Origin of the sequence: Pseudomonas sp. GV071 (assembly GCF_003050835.1) — a bacterium.
GTDB lineage: Bacteria > Pseudomonadota > Gammaproteobacteria > Pseudomonadales > Pseudomonadaceae > Aquipseudomonas.
This window is the reverse complement of sequence record NZ_QAOJ01000001.1, coordinates 166,306-182,390: the sequence shown is the minus strand read 5'-3', so window position 1 is coordinate 182,390 and position 16,085 is coordinate 166,306. Positions and strand designations below refer to the sequence as shown.

Sequence of the window (16,085 nt, the reverse complement as noted above, 5' to 3'; positions counted from 1 at the left end):
TCCTGAAAATCAGCAAGTAGTGACAGGCCTTGTGAAAACGTAGCGAGCGAAGGGTAGGCAAGGCAAAAACAGGTGAGTAAGCGGAGTTGGCTGTAGCCAATGAGCATTGCGAGCCTGTTTTTAACGCTGCCTAACCGAGCGCAGTAGTTTTCACATGGACTAAACGGGACCCGACTTCGGCATCCCGCAACCCCTAGATAAGGACGAGCCGATCCGTTTCAAGAGAGCCAAACAAAAAATTTGCGCCAATGACCTACGCGGTTTGCAGCTGACGCTCGGCCATCTGCGCACTGACCTGCAACAACGCATCGATACGCTCACAATCGCTTTCGCGGCGAACCTGATTGAACAGCTCCATGGCCTGCGGGTAGTTGCGGGTCAGTTGACCCAGCCACTGTTTGAGGCGACCCGGCGCATAGCGTGGTGACAGCTTGCCGCGTGCCTGCAGCCAGAATGATTGCAGCAGCGGCGTCAGTTCAGCCCAGGTCATCGGCACGATGTCTTGACCGGCGCGGGCCGCTGCGATCTGCCGCGCCAGGTCCGGCAAGGCCACCAGGCCGCGGCCCAGCATGATGTCTTCGGCACCACTGATTTCGCGGCAACGGCGCCAGTCATCAACGCTCCAGATTTCGCCGTTGGCATACACCGGCACATCGACCACCTCCTGAATCCGCGCAATCCACTCCCAATGCGCCGGCGGCTTGTAACCCTCGCGCTTGGTGCGCGCATGCACAACGATCTGCGCGGCCCCGCCAGCGGCCAGCGCGCGGGCGCAATCCATCGCGTAATCCGGCACTTCGTAGCCCAGGCGCATCTTGGCGGTGACAGGAATTGCCGCCGGAACGCTGCGGCGCACTTCGCTGACGATGGCGTGCAGCAGCTCCGGCTCCTTGAGCAGGATGGCGCCGCCACGGGACTTGTTGACGGTCTTGGCCGGGCAGCCGAAGTTGAGGTCCAGCACCGGCGCGCCGAGCTCGCAGGCCAGCGCCGCGTTATCGCCCAGGCACACCGGATCAGAGCCCAGCAACTGCACGCGCATGGGCACCCCGGCACGCGTGCGCGAGCCGTCCTGCAGTTCCGGCGCCATTTTGTGGAAGTGGCTGGCAGGCAGCAGACGCTCGCTGACACGGATGAATTCGGTCACGCACCAGTCGATGCCGCCAACCTGGGTCAGCACGTCACGGAGGATTTCGTCGACCAAGCCTTCCATGGGCGCCAGGGCGATCTGCATAACGGGAGTTCTCTTCAGAGCAGGCGAAAAAGGCGCCTAGTGTAGGGATCTGCGCCGGGCAAGGCGACGATTCAATGAATTCCAGCGGACAGCCTGCGGTCACAAACGGTAGAACCCGATGAAAGGAACCTGACAATGCGTGCCCTCTTCCGTCTTCTGGCCGTGGCCTGCCTGTTTTACCTGGGGCCGGCCTGCGCCGAATCTCTGGTGCCGCCAGCGGATGTACCGCTGACCACCGCCCCCGACAGCGAAGCCATGGCGCGCCTGGTGGTCAGCCGCGACAACATGGCACCGAACGCCTGCGCGGTGGATTTGTACGTACAGAATCAGCTGGTGGCGCAGTTGGCGCCCAAACAGTCGATTGCCGTGGATGTGCCGGCGGGCGAGGTATCGATCAGCGTGTCGCGGGGTGGCTCAGGCTATTGCGTGAGCGATATGCCGGCCAATGCACAGTCAGCGGTGTTTACCCCGGGCGAGACGCGCGAATTCAAGATTGTGGTCGACGACACCGGCGCGTTTCTTTCGCCGGCTGATACCCAGGCGCCATAACCCCTCATAGTAGGAGCGGCTTCAGCCGCGATTGGCCGGACCTGTAAACGAAGGCTGAAGCCGAAGAGCATCGCGGCTAAAGCCGCTCCTACAAGGGAGGGTGTTTAGCGGTTAAGCACCGCCGGACCATAACCGTCGAGAAATTCCTGCGGCATACGCTTGGGTTTACCGCTGCTCAGCTCAATGCACACAAAGGTGGTCTTGGCCCGCAGCAGGGTCACACCATCGGCTGGGCGAATCAGCTGGAAATGCCGACTCATGCGCAGCTTCTGGTCCGACTCGATAATCCAGGTCGCCACCTGCAGCTCATCCCCTTCATAGGCGCTGGCCAGGTAGTCCACCTCATGGCGCACCACCGCCATGGCGCGGTCCAGGCGGCGATATTCCACCAGATCCAGCCCCAGGCTTTGCGAATGGCGCCAGGCGCAGCGCTCCAGCCAACTGACGTAGACAGCGTTGTTGGCATGACCGAGGCCGTCGATATCGTCGGCGGCTACCGAAAGATCAATCACAAAAGGCGTTGGCAAATCCCAGTTCATACGTCTCTCCATGCGGCGAGGCGGCAGTTTAGCAACGTGGGAAACGACTGGGCGACGAGATAAGGGATATGAATGACGGAGAACGAACGTCCTTTGCCTCCCATCACTCGAGATCGAGCGAGAGCGAGGCAAGGCGAAAGTGGCTTTTCAAGCGCAGTGGGCTGTAGCCCATGAGCATTGAAAAGTCGCTTTCAACGCCGCATCGCCGACGCGCAGCCGATCGTTTAGCACCCCAGAAAAACAAAAGGGTTGCTCGTAAGAGCAACCCTTCAAAAGTCCGCAAAGCGGATAAATTGGCGTCCCCTAGGGGACTCGAACCCCTGTTACCGCCGTGAAAGGGCGGTGTCCTAGGCCACTAGACGAAGGGGACAAAACCTTCAAAAACAAGGCCAGCATTTAGCTGGCCCGTGGCACTCGTGAAGCGTAGTGCAAAATTGGTGGAGATAAACGGGATCGAACCGTTGACCTCTTGCATGCCATGCAAGCGCTCTCCCAGCTGAGCTATACCCCCAGATTTATCGCCTCACGGCTCACAGCGCCTTGCGGTGCTGCATTTTAAATCGTGGCGTCCCCTAGGGGACTCGAACCCCTGTTACCGCCGTGAAAGGGCGGTGTCCTAGGCCACTAGACGAAGGGGACGCAAAACCCTTCTAACAACTCAACCCGTTCGATGAACCGGTTGTGGCAAGCCTTTCGGCTTTAGAGATTGGTGGAGATAAACGGGATCGAACCGTTGACCTCTTGCATGCCATGCAAGCGCTCTCCCAGCTGAGCTATACCCCCATCTCGAGGACGGGGCGCATGTTAAATCTGAGCCCCGGACCTGTCAACACTATTTTTCCTACACGCTGATTTTTTATGCTGGCAGAACAACTACTTACCCTGCCCTCCCAGCATTTCCCAGGCGCCAACACCGCGAAAATCGCGGCTTAAGCGATGCTCGCCAGCAGCTTTTCCCACTCTTTGGTTTCTTTCTTCGACACGCCACCGAGCAGCTCGATGGCCTGACGCAGACGGAAACGGGTGAGGTCCGGGCCGAGAATTTCCATGGCATCGAGCACCGATACCGAGCTGGCCTGGCCGGTGATGGCGACGAACATCAACGGCATGGCATCGCGCAGTTTCAGCTCCAGGTGCTCGACCACCGCCTGAATGCAGGCAGTGATCTTGTCCTTTTCCCACTGACGCAGCGACTCGAGCTTCCACAGGATCAACTGCATCACCTGGCGTACCTGCTCCGGCGACAGCTTCTTGTGCTCGAACAACGCCGCATCCAGCGGCAAGGCGCCGGCAAAGAAGAAGTTGGCCAACGGCGCGACCTGGCTCAGGGTTTCCACCCGGCCTTGCACATGCGGGGCGATCTGCATCAGGTACTCGGGGTTGAGCGCCCACTTCTGCACCTGGGCGGGGAAGTCTTCGACGCTCAGTTCGCGAATCCACTGGCCGTTGAGCCAGGAGAGTTTTTCCAGGTCGAAGATCGGCCCGCCCAGCGACACGCGCTGAATGTCGAAGTGCTCGACCATCTCGTCCAGGGTGAATTTCTCGCGCTCGTCCGGCATCGACCAGCCCATACGACCGAGGTAGTTGAGCATCGCTTGCGGCAGGTAGCCCATGCGCTCATAGAAGGTGATCGAGGTGGGGTTCTTGCGCTTGGACAGCTTGCTCTTGTCCGGGTTACGCAGCAGCGGCATGTAGCACAGCTGCGGCTGTTCCCAGCCAAAGTACTCGTACAGCTTGATCAGCTTGGGCGCCGACGGCAGCCACTCTTCGCCGCGCAGCACGTGGGTGATGCCCATCAGGTGGTCGTCGACCACGTTGGCGAGGAAGTAGGTGGGCAGCCCGTCGGTTTTCATCAGGACCTGCATGTCCATGCGGTCCCACGGGATTTCCACGCTGCCACGGAGCATGTCCGGCACCACGCAGACGCCTTCGGTCGGCATCTTCATGCGGGTGACGTGCGGCTCGCCAGCGGCAATGCGCTGCGCTACTTCAGCGGCTGGCAGGTTCATGCACAGGCCGTCGTAACGCGGGGTTTCTTTCTTTTCGGTTTGCTCGGCGCGCAGTTTGTCCAGGCGCTCGGCGGTGCAGAAGCAGTGGAAGGCATGGCCTTTTTCCACCAGCTCGGCGTTGTACTTCTGGTAGATCGGGCCGCGCTCGCTCTGCCGGTACGGGCCGTGCGGGCCACCGACGTCCGGGCCTTCACTCCATTCGATGCCGAGCCAGCGCAGGGCGTCGTAGATCTGCTGCTCCGACTCACGGGTGGAGCGCAACTGGTCGGTGTCTTCGATACGCAGAATGAACTCACCACCGTGCTGACGGGCAAAGCACAGGTTGAACAGCGCGATATACGCGGTGCCAACGTGGGGGTCGCCGGTGGGCGATGGTGCGATACGGGTGCGTACTTTAGTCATGGACAGTCTCGAATCAGCAGAACGATTAAGGGCACTTCACCGCTGGCACAGCGGCCAGCGAGCGAGAAATCAGAAAGTGGGCGGCAATGTTACCAGCCGCACCACGGAAGGCTCCAGCAATGCGCCTTCTTCCAGACGCAGGCTGCGCATCAGAAAATCCAGAAAGGCTTTGACCTTCATCGCCTGGAAGCGCCGCGACGGGTACACGGCATACACCTCGCCAATCGGCAGGCGCACGTCCGGGAGCAATTCGACCAGTTCGCCGCGCACCACTTGGTCTTCACTGAGCATCAGCGGCAGCGCGGCAATCCCGGCGCCGGACAACGCGGCCTCGCGGGCAAAGGTCAGGTTGTTGCACGACAGTACGCGCTGGCAGGGAATGTTCTCGCCCAGCAGCGGCCAATAACGGATGGAGTCCTGCGGCAGCAAAATCGCCCGGTGGTTAGCCAGATCGCCCACCACCTGCGGCGTACCGTGGGCCGCCAGGTACACCGGGCTGGCACACAGACGCCGGCCGCTGGAAAACAGCTTGCGAGCGATCAGGGTGGAATCCTGCGGCTGGCCTATAAGGATGGCGATGTCGACGCCCTCCTCCAAGGGGTCCACGTGCCGCGAGGTGATTTCCACCTCGGCGGTGATCTGCGGGTACTGCAACATAAAGGCGCCCAGCACGCGGCCGAGGAACAACTGACCAAACTCGATTGGCGCGGTAATGCGCAGCAAACCGGACGGTTCCTGCTGCAACTGCATCACCGCCTGCTCGGCTTCGGCGAAGTCGAGCATGATCTGCCGGCAGCGCTCGTAGTACGCCTGCCCGACTTCGGTAAGGCGCAATTTGCGTGTGGTGCGGTTCAATAAACGCACGCCGAGGCGCTCTTCGAGCAAGGCGATGCGCCGGCTCACGGTCGACTTCTGCATCGCCAACGCGTGCGCCGCCTGGGTGAAACTGTGGCATTCCACGACGCGGGTGAAGATCAACGCATCATCCAGCCCCATTATTGTTCCCCATAAGCAACAAAGTTTCTGAATTGTATCGGCTACTTAGCTGCATGGAACACTGTTAGATTCGCTTACACTTTTGCCCGCCCTTCGAGCACCAGAATGCCTGCCAAATTGCAACGTCGCCTTTTCCTGTTTATCGCCATCATCGTCCTAATAGCCGGTGGCTTCTTTGCACAGTGGTTTTTTGTCGGCCGTTTTGTCGAAACCACTGACAACGCCTACGTCCAGGGCGAGATCACCCGCGTGTCCAGCCAACTGAGTGCGCGTATCGACCAGGTGCTGGTGCACGACAACCAGCACGTGGAAAAAGGCGAGCTGTTGGTGGTGCTGGATGCCGAAGACTTCCGCATTGCCGTCGACCGTGCCGAAGCCGCCCTCGCCACCCGCGAAGCCGAACTGGCGCAATCGCAAAGCAAATTGACCCAACAAAGCAGCATGATCGCCGCCAGCGCCGCCGACGTGACCTCCTCCGAAGCCACCCTCGGCCGCGTGCAGATGGACCTCTCCCGTGCGCAAACCCTGCGCAAGCCGGGTTATGTCTCAGAGGAACGCGTCACCACCCTGGCCGCCGACAACCGTGTAGCCCGCTCGCAAGTAAGCAAGGCCCAGGCCGACCTGGAAGCTCAGCGCCAACAGGTGAACTCGCTGAACGCCGATATCAAACGTCTGCAGGCACAGATCAAAAACGCCCGTACCGACCTCGAACAAGCCAAGCTCAACCTCAGCCGCAGCGAAATTCATGCGCCCATCAGCGGCATGATCGGCCAGCGCGCCGCGCGCAACGGTCAGTACGTCTCCGCCGGCGCTTACCTGATGTCGCTGGTGCCGGACGAAGACATCTGGGTACAGGCCAACTTCAAGGAAACCCAGATCGGTGAAATGCAGCCTGGGCAAAAAGCCGAGCTGGAATTCGACGCCTATCCCGGTAAATCCATCGAAGGCACCGTGCAGAGCCTGTTCGCCGCCTCGGGCGCGCAGTTCAGCTTGCTGCCCCCGGACAACGCCACCGGCAACTTCACCAAGGTGGTGCAGCGCATCCCGGTGAAACTGACCTTCGCCGCCGACAACCCGCTCAAGGGCAAAATTCGCCCAGGCATGTCGGTCACCGTGAAAGTCACCATCAAGGCGGACAACAGTGGTAGCTGATGCCCTGGTTCGCCCCGAAGGCGAACCCACGCGGCGGGACTGGATTGCGGTAATGAGCGCCATGCTCGGTGCGTTCATGGCCGTCCTGGATATCCAGATCACCAACTCCTCGCTGAAAGACATCCAGGGCGCGCTGTCGGCCACCCTGGAGGAAGGCTCGTGGATCTCCACCTCCTACCTGGTGGCGGAAATCATCATGATCCCGCTCACCGCCTGGCTGGTGCAGCTGCTCTCGGCGCGGCGGCTGTCGGTGTATGTCTCGATCGGCTTTCTGATCTCGTCCCTGCTCTGTTCTATGGCCTGGAACCTGGAGAGCATGATCGTCTTTCGCGCCATGCAGGGCTTTACCGGCGGCGCGCTGATTCCGCTGGCCTTCACCCTGGTGCTGATCAAGCTGCCGGAAAGCAAGCGCGCCATCGGCATGGCCATGTTCGCCATGACCGCCACCTTCGCCCCCTCCATCGGCCCCACCCTGGGTGGCTGGCTGACCGAGAACTGGGGCTGGGAATACATCTTCTATATCAACGTGCCGCCCGGCCTGTTGATGATCGCCGGCTTGCTCTATGGCCTGGAGAAAAAGGCGCCGCATTGGGAGCTGCTGAAAAGCACCGACTACGCCGGCATCCTCACCCTCGGCATCGGCCTGGGCTGCCTGCAGGTATTTCTTGAAGAAGGCCACCGCAAGGACTGGCTGGAGTCGGCGTTTATCGTCACCCTCGGCAGCATCGCGCTGATCAGTCTGATCAGCTTTGTGATCGTGCAGATGTCCAAGCCCAACCCGCTGATCAACCTGCGCATTCTCGGCAACCGCAACTTCGGCCTGTCGAGCATTTCCAGCCTGGGCATGGGTGTGGGCCTGTATGGCTCGATCTATTTGCTGCCGCTGTACCTGGCGCAGATCCAGGGCTACAACTCGATGCAGATCGGCGAAGTGATCATGTGGATGGGCGTGCCGCAGCTGTTCCTGATTCCCTTCGTGCCCAAGCTGATGAAGTTCATCTCGCCGAAATGGCTGTGCGCGGCGGGCTTTGGCCTGTTCGGCCTGGGCAGCTTCCTGTCCGGGGTGCTCAACCTGGATTTCGCCGGCCCGCAGTTCAACCATATCCAACTGCTGCGCGCCTTCGGCCAGCCGCTGATCATGGTGACCATTTCGCTGATCGCCACCGTGTACATCAGCGCACAAGATGCCGGCTCCGCCTCCAGCCTGTTCAACATCCTGCGCAACCTCGGCGGTGCCATCGGCATTGCCCTGCTCGCCACCCTGCTGGACGCACGCACCAAGATCTACTTCGACTACCTGCGCGAAGCCATTGTGCCGAGCAACCCGCAAGTGGCCGAGCGCCTGAACAGCCTGACGCAGACCCTGGGCAATGAAACCGCGGCACTGGCCAAACTCAGCGAGATCACCCATCAGCAGGCGATGATCATGGCCTACAATGACGCCTTCCATTTTGTCGGCCTGGCCCTGGCCATCAGCATGATCGCCGTGCTGCTGACCAAAGCCCTGCCTGCTGGCGCCACGGGCGGCGCGGCTCACTAACTCCACTTTGCATCGACGCGCCGGCGCCCTGCCGGCGCGCGTCATTTCAGGCTTGCCATGTCTTCCACGCTTTCTCCTCGCGCCCGCTCGCTGGTGCTGCTGCTGTCCTTTGCTGCGGTGTATATCGGCTGGGGCACCACGTACCTGGCCAACCACTTTCTGCTGCTGGAACTGCCGCCGTTTGTCATCGTCACCCTGCGCTTCTTCCTCGCCGGTAGCCTGGCGTTGCTCTGGGTATTTGTCAGCGGCCAGGCGCGCATTCAACGCAGCGACTGGGGCGGCGCCTTTATCGGCGGCCTGATGCTGATCACCGTCGGCCAGGGCGCCCTGCTCTACGCCAACCAATACCTGCCCACCGGCTTGCTGGCGATGCTCTACACCACGCTGCCGATCTGGAGCGTGGCGCTGGAATGGCTGCTGGGTGATCGCCCGCCGCTGTGGGTGTTGTGCGGCCTGACGCTGGCCTCCATCGGCATCGTACTGTTGATGAGCAACGGCTTGGGCCACGCCGCCAACGCTCAGCAGTGGTTTGCCGGCAGCCTGGTGGTCGCCGCCACGCTGATGTGGGCCGTCGGCGCCTGGCTGCTGCGCAGCCGCCCATCGTTCCGCTCGACCTGGCTAGGCATGAGCCTGCAAATGCTGATTGGCGCCTTGATGCTGGCGCTATTCGCCGCCTGGCGCGGCGAGTGGAGTGAGCTGCACCTGAGCCAGCTGTCGCTGCACGGCTGGTGGTGGCTGGCCTACCTGGTATTGCCGGTGAGCCTAGGCGTGTACCCCGCCTACTTCTGGCTGCTGCGCGAAGTGCGACCAAGCCTGGTCTCGACCTTCGCCTTTGTGAACCCGGTGATCGCCCTGTTGCTCGGCTATCTCCTGCTGGGCGAAAGCCTGGGGATGGCGGCGTTGGTGGCCTGCCTGGTGACTTTGGCCGGGGTGATGCTGATTATCTTCGGCCGTCGCTGATGCGCTTTTGCTTTTGTGGGAGGGGCTTCAGCCGCGAGCTTTTAAGATCAAGAGCTCGCGGCTGAAGCCCCTCCCACAAAAAGCAGCTCAGCGTTTACTTCCAGTCTTTAAGCGCCTGATCCGCCGCCTGGTTCAGTGGCTTGGCCATCAACCCGGTGGGCGACAGGCTGACGGCGTACACCGCGCCATCGGCCATCGGCAGGTAGGTCACCCGCAGCGCCTGCGGCTTGAACAGGAACAGGTCGTGCTGCCCCAGCCGCAGCCAGCGCCACAGGTCGATACCGTAGGGGCTGTGGGCCAGCGGCGCGTTGGCGTGTTGCGCCAGTTCTTGCTGCTCGATGGCGAGGAAACGTCCAGACAGTTTTTCCAGGCGGTAGCCCGGTTGCAGACCGATCAGCGCCGCCAGGCCCTTCCATTCGAACAGGCGCGCATCCAGTTGCCAGAGGTCGCCTTCGAGGTTGACGGTGCGCTCGTCCGCACCTTCCAGCAGGGTCACGCGGTAGCGTTGCGGACCGTCAGCCTGAAAGCTCAGGGTGACCATCGGTTTGTCCTGCGGCAGCGCGTCGTAACTCACCAGGTCGTAGGCGACTACGCCGATCAGCGCGGCCAGGGCCACGAACGCCAAGCCCACCGTGCCGCGCAGCCAGCCGAGAAACCAACTGCGATCAAGCAGAATCCGTGCGGCGACCAATACGGCCAGTAGTGCCAGCAGGGCGATGCCCCACGCCAGACCGTCATACTGCATAAAGCCAATTCCTTCTGCGGCAAATAGCCGGCATTATGCGCAGCCGCCCCGTCCACGGCCAGCCGGCATTCGGCGCAATCTGACACCAGTCGACCTTTTTTATGCCTTTCGAACTGCTTGTAGATCCGACCACCCTCGCCATTCTTGCCGGCGTCGCCTTTATCGCTGGCTTTATCGACGCCATCGCTGGCGGCGGCGGTCTGCTGACCATGCCTGCCCTGCTCACCGCCGGCATCCCGCCGCACCTGGCCCTGGGCACCAGCAAACTCTGCGCGACCTTCGGCTCGGCCACCGCCAGCCTGACCTTCTACCGGCGCAAGCTGTTCGACCCCACGGCCTGGCGCAACGCCCTGATCGCCACCGCCGTCGGCTCGGCCATTGGCGCCGCCATCGCCCACTGGCTGCCGGCCGAATGGCTGATGCAGATGCTGCCGGTGGTGGTGTTTGCCTGTGGCGTGTACCTGCTGTTCAGCCGCACCCCCACCGCACCGGTGAGCAGCGACGCGCCGATTCCGCGCCGTCGGCAATGGCCGCAAGGCTTCACCTTGGGCTTCTACGATGGGGTTGCCGGGCCTGGCACCGGCGCGTTCTGGACGGTCAGCTCGTTGCTGCTCTACCCGCTCGATTTGCTGCGCGCCAGCGGCGTGGCGCGGACGATGAACTTCGTCAGCAATATCACTGCGCTGGTGGTGTTTATCATTGGCGGGCAAGTGGCCTGGGTGCTCGGCCTGAGCATGGGCGTGGCACTGATGGCCGGGGCATTTCTGGGGGCGCGGACGGCGATTTCGGGCGGCTCGAAATTCATCCGCCCGGTGTTCATTCTTGTGGTCTTGGCGTTGACCGTGCGCCTAGCCTGGCAGCACTGGTTCGGGCTGGCCTGAACGGCGCGCCAGGTAGACCTCAATCAGGTAGCGGGCAATCGAGCGGTGGAACGGTAGCGGCGGCAAGTTATCCAGCTTGAACCACTGCGCGTCTTCGATTTCCTCTTCCTGCATGACGATCTCGCCACTGGCGTACTCGGCATGGAAACCGAGCATCAGCGAGTGCGGGAACGGCCAGCCCTGGCTTCCCAGGTACTGAATATTCTTGATCTCCACACCCACTTCTTCGCGCACTTCACGCGCCACGCAGTTTTCCACCGACTCGCCGGCTTCGACGAAGCCCGCCAGGGTGCTGTACATACCCGGCACATAGCGCGGCGAACGGGCCAGCAGAATCTCATCACCACGGGTCACCAGCACGATCATGCTCGGCGACAGCCGTGGGTAATGCGCCACCTCGCAGTTCGGGCAGGTAGCCGAACGATCGATCAATGAACGCTGCGTACGGGTGCCACAGCTGCCGCAGAAGCGATAGTTGTCAGCCCAGGTGGCAATTTGCGCGGCATAGCCGAGCAGGCGGAAGGTGTCGGCATCGCTCTGCATCATGAACTGACGCAGGCCCTGCAAGGTGCAGCCCGGCAGCTCTGGCGCCTGGGCGAAATCCAGCAGGTAGATGGCGTCGCCGTCAAAATGGCCCAGGCCATGCTCTTCAAACGCCGGCAGGTCCTGGCGCTTCAGCCAGTCGCGGGGGAACAGCACGCCGTTGCTGTCGGCGAGAAAACCCTGGCGAAAATGTGCCAGGGCCCAACCGCCCGCTTGCGTGGTATCGAGAACGCCCGGCAGCCAGCTTTTGCTCATCAGGCAGCCACCTGCAGGCCCAGGGCACGCACGCTTTCGGCGGCCAGGTCGAGCACGCTCGGCACGGTTTCCGGCCGCAACACGGCGCCGCCTTCAAGGTAGTACTCAAGGCTGGTCAGGGCATCGGCGAGGGTTTCCAGCATCTGCTCGGAGGGCATCTGCGCCGCTTCGAGCATTTGCGTCTGGATGTAGTCGGCACAGGCGCCGACCAGCAGCGCAGCACGCTCTTGATTGAGGAACCACAGACCGCCACGCACAGCCTGCAAGCTGAACGGCACGTTGGCCAGGTGCAGCTTGTCGCCATTGGATTCCAGGTACGAAGTGATCGCGCGTTTGGCCAGGGCCAGGCCCGCCTGCGACTCATCGACCACCACAATCCGCGCTTCGCTCAATTGGTGCTGGGCGAACGACGTCGCCTCGTCACCTGGCTGCACTTCCTGCGGCCGCGCATCACGGCGCTCACCGCTTTCCAGGCTGGCAACCATGCTTTCGACATACAGCACGGCGTCGGCAAGCTTGTGCAGCGCCGGCACTTCGATAGGCTCGGCATCGTTCCAGCCGGCCACCACTTGCAGCTGATTGCTCAGGGTCGCACCCGCCGAACTGAGGCCGACCATGCCGAGGGTTTTTGCCAGCTTGCCGAGCAGACCGTGCAGGGTTGCCAAGCGCTCGCTGTCGACAGTACCGCGCTCGATCAGGTCGAGCAGGTCTTTGACGCTGGCCAGTTCTTCACGAATGGCCGACGACAACGAACGCATCACCGCACGGCCGGGGCCGGCCAGGCGCTGCGACTCTTCTTCGAGCAGTTGATCGGTAAACGGCAAGGCGGTCAGGGCGAAAATCTCGCGCACCTGAGTGGCTTGCGGGCCATGGCTGTCCGCCAGGGCCACCAGATAGAGCAGTTCTTTGAGCAGATTGCGCGGCGCTTCGTAGCTGGCATTGCCGAGCAGTTGCTTGAGCTCGCGGTCGATGCGGGCGAACAGCTGCTTGCGCGATTTGCGTGGCAGCAGTTGGCCGTCAACCTGGGCTTCCAGCGCCGCCGCACCGATCCAGCACAGGCGACCACGGCCTTGGCCAGCGAACAGGTTGTCCAGACGCGTGAGCGCGCGCCCCATCAGCTTCAATCCCGCTTGCGGACCGTCTTCGCGGATAAAACCGAGCAAGCCCACCTGGTACATCTGCCGCAGACGGCGCAGATCCGCCGCATGCGCAGCAACGTCGACCGCTGCGCCAGTTTCCGGACGATTCTGGTCCAGGCGTGCGCTGAAGAAGAAGCTCTCCGGCAGCGGCGGCTGGCCGCCCGCGGCGCGCAGGTCGTTGATTGCCGGCAGCAGCAGCTCAGGCAATTCCTGGCGGTGCATCTCGACGTTTTCCAGGTAGCGGCGCAGCACGTGCAGGGCGTTGTTCAACGCCGACAGCTGCACGTCGCGCTCTTCACCGGCGCCTTCGGGAATATCGGTGGCCTGTTCGAGAACTTCCTGGGCCAGCAATTCGGCGCCAGCCAGTTCGATCAGGTTGAGCGTGCCGCGAATTTGCTGCAGGTACTCCACCGCTTGTTGCAGCAGGCTGCCGTTGTTGCGTTCGGCAATAAACTGCTCAAGGCTCAGTTCCGCCTCTTCCATGGTGGCGAACAGCTCGTCGCGCACCAGACTCAGGGATGTGGCTCCAGAAACCATGGCCTACTGCGCCTCCCGCGCCAGTGAGAAATTCGCGCGCATCAGTCTGCGAATTCCGGCTTTTGCTTGCTCATGTGGGCCGTCATCGCAATGCGCAAATCGGGCGACTGCAACATGTTGGCGTTCCACACGGCAACGTATTCCAGGCCATCGTCAACGCGGTGATCACGCATGTAGCCAATCATTTTCTTGGTTCCACGAATGGCAATCGGCGACTTGCTGGCGATCTCGCGGGCAATGCCGAACACGCCATCGAGCAACGCCGCCTCGTCAACGAAGGTGCGGTTGACCAGGCCGATGCTGCGCGCTTCTTCGCCGCCAATGGTGCGCCCGGTATAGGCCAGCTCGCGCATCATGCCGTCGCCGATGATACGTGGCAGACGCTGCAGGGTGCCGACGTCAGCTGCCATGCCCATGTCGATTTCTTTGATCGAGAACTGCGCATCGAGGGTCGAGTAACGCATGTCGCAGGCGCTGATCAGGTCGATGGCGCCGCCCAGGCAGTAGCCCTGAATGGCCGCCAGTACCGGCTTGCGGCAGGCGTCCACGGCATTGAACGAAGCTTGAAGTTCGAGAATCTTGCGGCGCAGCACGTCGGCGTTGCGGCCGGGGTCTTTGCCCAGCTGGTTGCCAACCTGGGCCAGCATCATCAGGTCGATGCCCGAGGAGAAATGCTTGCCGGCGCCAGAAATGACCACCACCCGCACTTCGTCGTTGCTGTCGATCCAGTTGAAGATTTCCACGATTTCGGTCCAGAAGTCTGCGCTCATGGCGTTGACTTTTTCTGGACGGTTGATCACCACATGGGCGATCTTGTCGGCCAGTTCTACACGGAACGCTTTGTAGGCGGACATCTTGGCCTTCCTCACTTCTGCTGCACGCGCGTGCATAGAATGTTGTTATGAATAAAACCGGCCAACTATAACAAGCACGCGACAAAAGTCGATGCCGGCGGTGTGACGCAGACCACGCTGCCGGTCTTCACACCCTGCTTGAGTAAAGCCGATAAGCACTTGATCTGTCTGGCATCTTGCCGGCGCCCAAAACTCCATTCGAATAAGGTCTACCGCGTCATGACAACCTCACTTGCCCATGCCTTTGGCAGAAACTTTTTGGGCCACTCACCGCGCTGGTACAAGCTCTGCATCATCGCCTTCCTGGTGCTAAACCCTCTGGCCCTGTGGACGGTTGGCCCGGTGGTAGCCGGCTGGATGCTGGTGGCCGAGTTCATTTTCACCCTGGGCATGGCCCTCAAGTGCTACCCGCTGCAGCCCGGCGGCCTGTTGGTGCTGGAGGCGCTGCTGCTGAACATGGCCACTCCGCAGGCGCTGTACGAAGAGTTAGCGCACAACTTCCCGGTGATTTTGCTGCTGATGTTTATGGTCGCCGGCATCTACTTCATGAAGGACCTGCTGCTGTTGGTGTTCTCCAAGCTGCTGCTGGGAGTGAAATCCAAAGCACTGCTGGGCCTGACCTTCTGCTTGCTGGCCGCCTTTCTTTCAGCTTTCCTCGACGCCCTCACCGTAATCGCGGTGGTGATCACCGTGTGCCTGGGCTTCTACCAGGTGTTCCACCGCTTCGCCTCCAAGCAGAGCAACCACGACGACGCCAGCGATGACGGCGATATCGCCGAGCAGCAGCGCCAGGAACTCGACCAGTTCCGCGCCTTTCTGCGCAGCCTACTGATGCACGGCGCGGTCGGCACGGCGCTGGGCGGCGTATGCACCCTGGTGGGCGAACCGCAGAACCTGCTGATTGGCCATGAAGTGGGCTGGGACTTTGTCACCTTCTTCAAACACGTCGCGCCGGTATCGATGCCGGTGCTGTTCGCCGGCCTGGTCACCTGCGTGCTGCTGGAGAAGCTGCGCTGGTTCGGTTACGGCACCGAGCTGCCAGCCTCGGTGCGCAGCGTGCTGGCTGAACACGCCGCCCGCGAAGCACAGACGCGCACCGTGGGCGACACTGCCGGGCTGATCGTGCAGGGCCTGGCCGCAGTAATTCTGATTGGCTGCCTGGCCTTCCACGTCGCTGAAGTGGGCTTGATCGGCTTGCTGGTGATCGTGCTGATCACCGCCTTCAGCGGCATCACCGACGAACACCGGATCGGCAACGCCTTCAAAGACGCACTGCCCTTCACGGCCCTACTGGTGGTGTTTTTTGCCGTGGTGGCAGTGATCCATGAACAGCAGCTGTTCACCCCGATCATCCAGGCGGTGCTGGCACTGCCCACCGACCAGCAACCGACCATGCTGTTTATCGCCAACGGCCTGCTCTCGGCGATCAGCGACAACGTGTTCGTCGCCACCATCTACATCACCGAAGTGAAACGCGAATTCGCCGCCGGCAACATGAGCCGCGAGCATTTCGAAACCCTGGCGGTGGCGATCAACACCGGCACCAACCTGCCGAGCGTGGCGACCCCCAATGGCCAGGCAGCGTTTCTGTTTTTGCTGACCTCATCCTTGGCGCCGCTGGTGCGCTTGTCGTACGGGCGTATGGCGTGGATGGCGTTGCCGTACACCATCGTCATGAGCCTGCTCGGTTGGTGGGCGGTGGCGCATTGGTTGTAAGGCTTTAGATCAATCGCGGCTGAAGCCGCTCCTACGA

14 protein-coding genes and 4 tRNA genes are annotated in these 16,085 nt (G+C 61.8%); 6 read left to right on the top strand and 12 right to left on the bottom strand.

From position 1 onward, the window contains the following. Nucleotides 1-253: 253 nt before the first annotated feature. Nucleotides 254-1,231 (bottom strand): tRNA-dihydrouridine synthase, encoded by a 978-nt coding sequence (locus C8K61_RS00740; protein WP_108094210.1) that lies wholly within the window; start codon nt 1,229-1,231, stop codon nt 254-256. Nucleotides 1,232-1,366: 135 nt separating this feature from the next. On the opposite strand from C8K61_RS00740, the gene C8K61_RS00735 reads away from it, so the two are divergent. Next, nucleotides 1,367-1,780, top strand: a complete 414-nt coding sequence (locus C8K61_RS00735) for a hypothetical protein (RefSeq protein ID WP_108094208.1) — start codon at nt 1,367-1,369, stop codon at nt 1,778-1,780. Between the two features lie 104 nt (nt 1,781-1,884). Here the strand turns inward: C8K61_RS00735 and C8K61_RS00730 are convergent, their stop codons facing one another. From C8K61_RS00730 to C8K61_RS00700, 7 genes are all read right to left on the bottom strand, one after another. Next, nucleotides 1,885-2,319 (bottom strand): thioesterase family protein, encoded by a 435-nt coding sequence (locus C8K61_RS00730; RefSeq protein WP_108094206.1) that lies wholly within the window; start codon nt 2,317-2,319, stop codon nt 1,885-1,887. 294 nt (nt 2,320-2,613) lie between these two features. Continuing rightward, nucleotides 2,614-2,689 (bottom strand) — tRNA-Glu (locus tag C8K61_RS00725). 65 nt (nt 2,690-2,754) lie between these two features. Further along, nucleotides 2,755-2,830 (bottom strand) — tRNA-Ala (locus tag C8K61_RS00720). A gap of 52 nt (nt 2,831-2,882) precedes the next feature. Continuing rightward, nucleotides 2,883-2,958 (bottom strand) — tRNA-Glu (locus C8K61_RS00715). A 68-nt stretch (nt 2,959-3,026) separates the two neighbouring features. Next, nucleotides 3,027-3,102: transfer RNA gene (locus C8K61_RS00710), tRNA-Ala, on the bottom strand. A gap of 146 nt (nt 3,103-3,248) precedes the next feature. Then, complete coding sequence (gene gltX, locus C8K61_RS00705; protein ID WP_108194996.1) at nt 3,249-4,730, bottom strand: glutamate--tRNA ligase; 1,482 nt, start codon at nt 4,728-4,730, stop codon at nt 3,249-3,251. Nucleotides 4,731-4,799: 69 nt separating this feature from the next. After that, complete coding sequence (locus C8K61_RS00700; RefSeq protein ID WP_108094202.1) at nt 4,800-5,726, bottom strand: LysR family transcriptional regulator; 927 nt, start codon at nt 5,724-5,726, stop codon at nt 4,800-4,802. Nucleotides 5,727-5,831: 105 nt separating this feature from the next. On the opposite strand from C8K61_RS00700, the gene C8K61_RS00695 reads away from it, so the two are divergent. Genes C8K61_RS00695 through C8K61_RS00685 form a run of 3 tightly spaced genes read left to right on the top strand, consistent with a single transcriptional unit; the run spans nt 5,832 to nt 9,378 of the window. Further along, the gene (locus tag C8K61_RS00695) at nt 5,832-6,878 is read left to right on the top strand and encodes an HlyD family secretion protein (RefSeq protein ID WP_108094200.1); all 1,047 of its coding nucleotides are present in this window, start codon (nt 5,832-5,834) and stop codon (nt 6,876-6,878) included. A 52-nt stretch (nt 6,879-6,930) separates the two neighbouring features. Beyond that, on the top strand, nt 6,931-8,418 hold the full coding sequence (locus C8K61_RS00690) for an MDR family MFS transporter (protein WP_178086415.1): 1,488 nt from the start codon (nt 6,931-6,933) through the stop codon (nt 8,416-8,418). A gap of 57 nt (nt 8,419-8,475) precedes the next feature. Further along, nucleotides 8,476-9,378: an EamA family transporter gene (locus C8K61_RS00685; protein WP_108094196.1), complete on the top strand. Its 903-nt coding sequence runs from the start codon at nt 8,476-8,478 to the stop codon at nt 9,376-9,378. A 94-nt stretch (nt 9,379-9,472) separates the two neighbouring features. On the opposite strand, the gene C8K61_RS00680 is transcribed toward C8K61_RS00685, so the two are convergent. Continuing rightward, nucleotides 9,473-10,123: a hypothetical protein gene (locus C8K61_RS00680; protein WP_108094194.1), complete on the bottom strand. Its 651-nt coding sequence runs from the start codon at nt 10,121-10,123 to the stop codon at nt 9,473-9,475. A 101-nt stretch (nt 10,124-10,224) separates the two neighbouring features. Here C8K61_RS00680 and C8K61_RS00675 point away from each other — a divergent pair, with 101 nt between their 5' ends. Continuing rightward, complete coding sequence (locus C8K61_RS00675; RefSeq protein WP_108094192.1) at nt 10,225-11,004, top strand: TSUP family transporter; 780 nt, start codon at nt 10,225-10,227, stop codon at nt 11,002-11,004. On the opposite strand, the gene nudC is transcribed toward C8K61_RS00675, so the two are convergent. Genes nudC through C8K61_RS00660 form a run of 3 tightly spaced genes read right to left on the bottom strand, consistent with a single transcriptional unit; the run spans nt 10,972 to nt 14,332 of the window. Beyond that, nucleotides 10,972-11,802 carry an NAD(+) diphosphatase gene (nudC, locus tag C8K61_RS00670; protein ID WP_108094190.1) on the bottom strand — a complete coding sequence of 277 codons (831 nt, stop codon included), beginning with the start codon at nt 11,800-11,802 and terminating at the stop codon, nt 10,972-10,974. The two genes, C8K61_RS00675 and nudC, sit on opposite strands and share 33 nt — an antisense overlap. Next, nucleotides 11,802-13,478, bottom strand: coding sequence for a ferrous iron transporter B (locus C8K61_RS00665; RefSeq protein ID WP_108094188.1), 1,677 nt, complete (start codon nt 13,476-13,478; stop codon nt 11,802-11,804). The genes nudC and C8K61_RS00665 overlap by 1 nt, the downstream gene beginning before the upstream one ends. A 41-nt stretch (nt 13,479-13,519) precedes the next feature. Continuing rightward, nucleotides 13,520-14,332: a crotonase/enoyl-CoA hydratase family protein gene (locus C8K61_RS00660; RefSeq protein WP_108094186.1), complete on the bottom strand. Its 813-nt coding sequence runs from the start codon at nt 14,330-14,332 to the stop codon at nt 13,520-13,522. Between the two features lie 219 nt (nt 14,333-14,551). Between C8K61_RS00660 and nhaB the strand changes: the two genes are divergently transcribed. Then, nucleotides 14,552-16,048: a sodium/proton antiporter NhaB gene (nhaB, locus tag C8K61_RS00655; RefSeq protein WP_108094184.1), complete on the top strand. Its 1,497-nt coding sequence runs from the start codon at nt 14,552-14,554 to the stop codon at nt 16,046-16,048. The last annotated feature ends 37 nt before the right edge of the window (nt 16,049-16,085 follow it).

Bases quoted from the DNA above. Each gene is read 5' to 3' on its own strand.
- C8K61_RS00740 (WP_108094210.1), bottom strand. From the start codon at position 1,231: ATGCAGATCGCCCTGGCGCCCATGGAAGGCTTGGTCGACGAAATCCTC.
- C8K61_RS00735 (WP_108094208.1), top strand. From the start codon at position 1,367: ATGCGTGCCCTCTTCCGTCTTCTGGCCGTGGCCTGCCTGTTTTACCTG.
- C8K61_RS00730 (WP_108094206.1), bottom strand. From the start codon at position 2,319: ATGAACTGGGATTTGCCAACGCCTTTTGTGATTGATCTTTCGGTAGCC.
- gltX (WP_108194996.1), bottom strand. From the start codon at position 4,730: ATGACTAAAGTACGCACCCGTATCGCACCATCGCCCACCGGCGACCCC.
- C8K61_RS00700 (WP_108094202.1), bottom strand. From the start codon at position 5,726: ATGGGGCTGGATGATGCGTTGATCTTCACCCGCGTCGTGGAATGCCAC.
- C8K61_RS00695 (WP_108094200.1), top strand. From the start codon at position 5,832: ATGCCTGCCAAATTGCAACGTCGCCTTTTCCTGTTTATCGCCATCATC.
- C8K61_RS00690 (WP_178086415.1), top strand. From the start codon at position 6,931: ATGAGCGCCATGCTCGGTGCGTTCATGGCCGTCCTGGATATCCAGATC.
- C8K61_RS00685 (WP_108094196.1), top strand. From the start codon at position 8,476: ATGTCTTCCACGCTTTCTCCTCGCGCCCGCTCGCTGGTGCTGCTGCTG.
- C8K61_RS00680 (WP_108094194.1), bottom strand. From the start codon at position 10,123: ATGCAGTATGACGGTCTGGCGTGGGGCATCGCCCTGCTGGCACTACTG.
- C8K61_RS00675 (WP_108094192.1), top strand. From the start codon at position 10,225: ATGCCTTTCGAACTGCTTGTAGATCCGACCACCCTCGCCATTCTTGCC.
- nudC (WP_108094190.1), bottom strand. From the start codon at position 11,802: ATGAGCAAAAGCTGGCTGCCGGGCGTTCTCGATACCACGCAAGCGGGC.
- C8K61_RS00665 (WP_108094188.1), bottom strand. From the start codon at position 13,478: ATGGTTTCTGGAGCCACATCCCTGAGTCTGGTGCGCGACGAGCTGTTC.
- C8K61_RS00660 (WP_108094186.1), bottom strand. From the start codon at position 14,332: ATGTCCGCCTACAAAGCGTTCCGTGTAGAACTGGCCGACAAGATCGCC.
- nhaB (WP_108094184.1), top strand. From the start codon at position 14,552: ATGACAACCTCACTTGCCCATGCCTTTGGCAGAAACTTTTTGGGCCAC.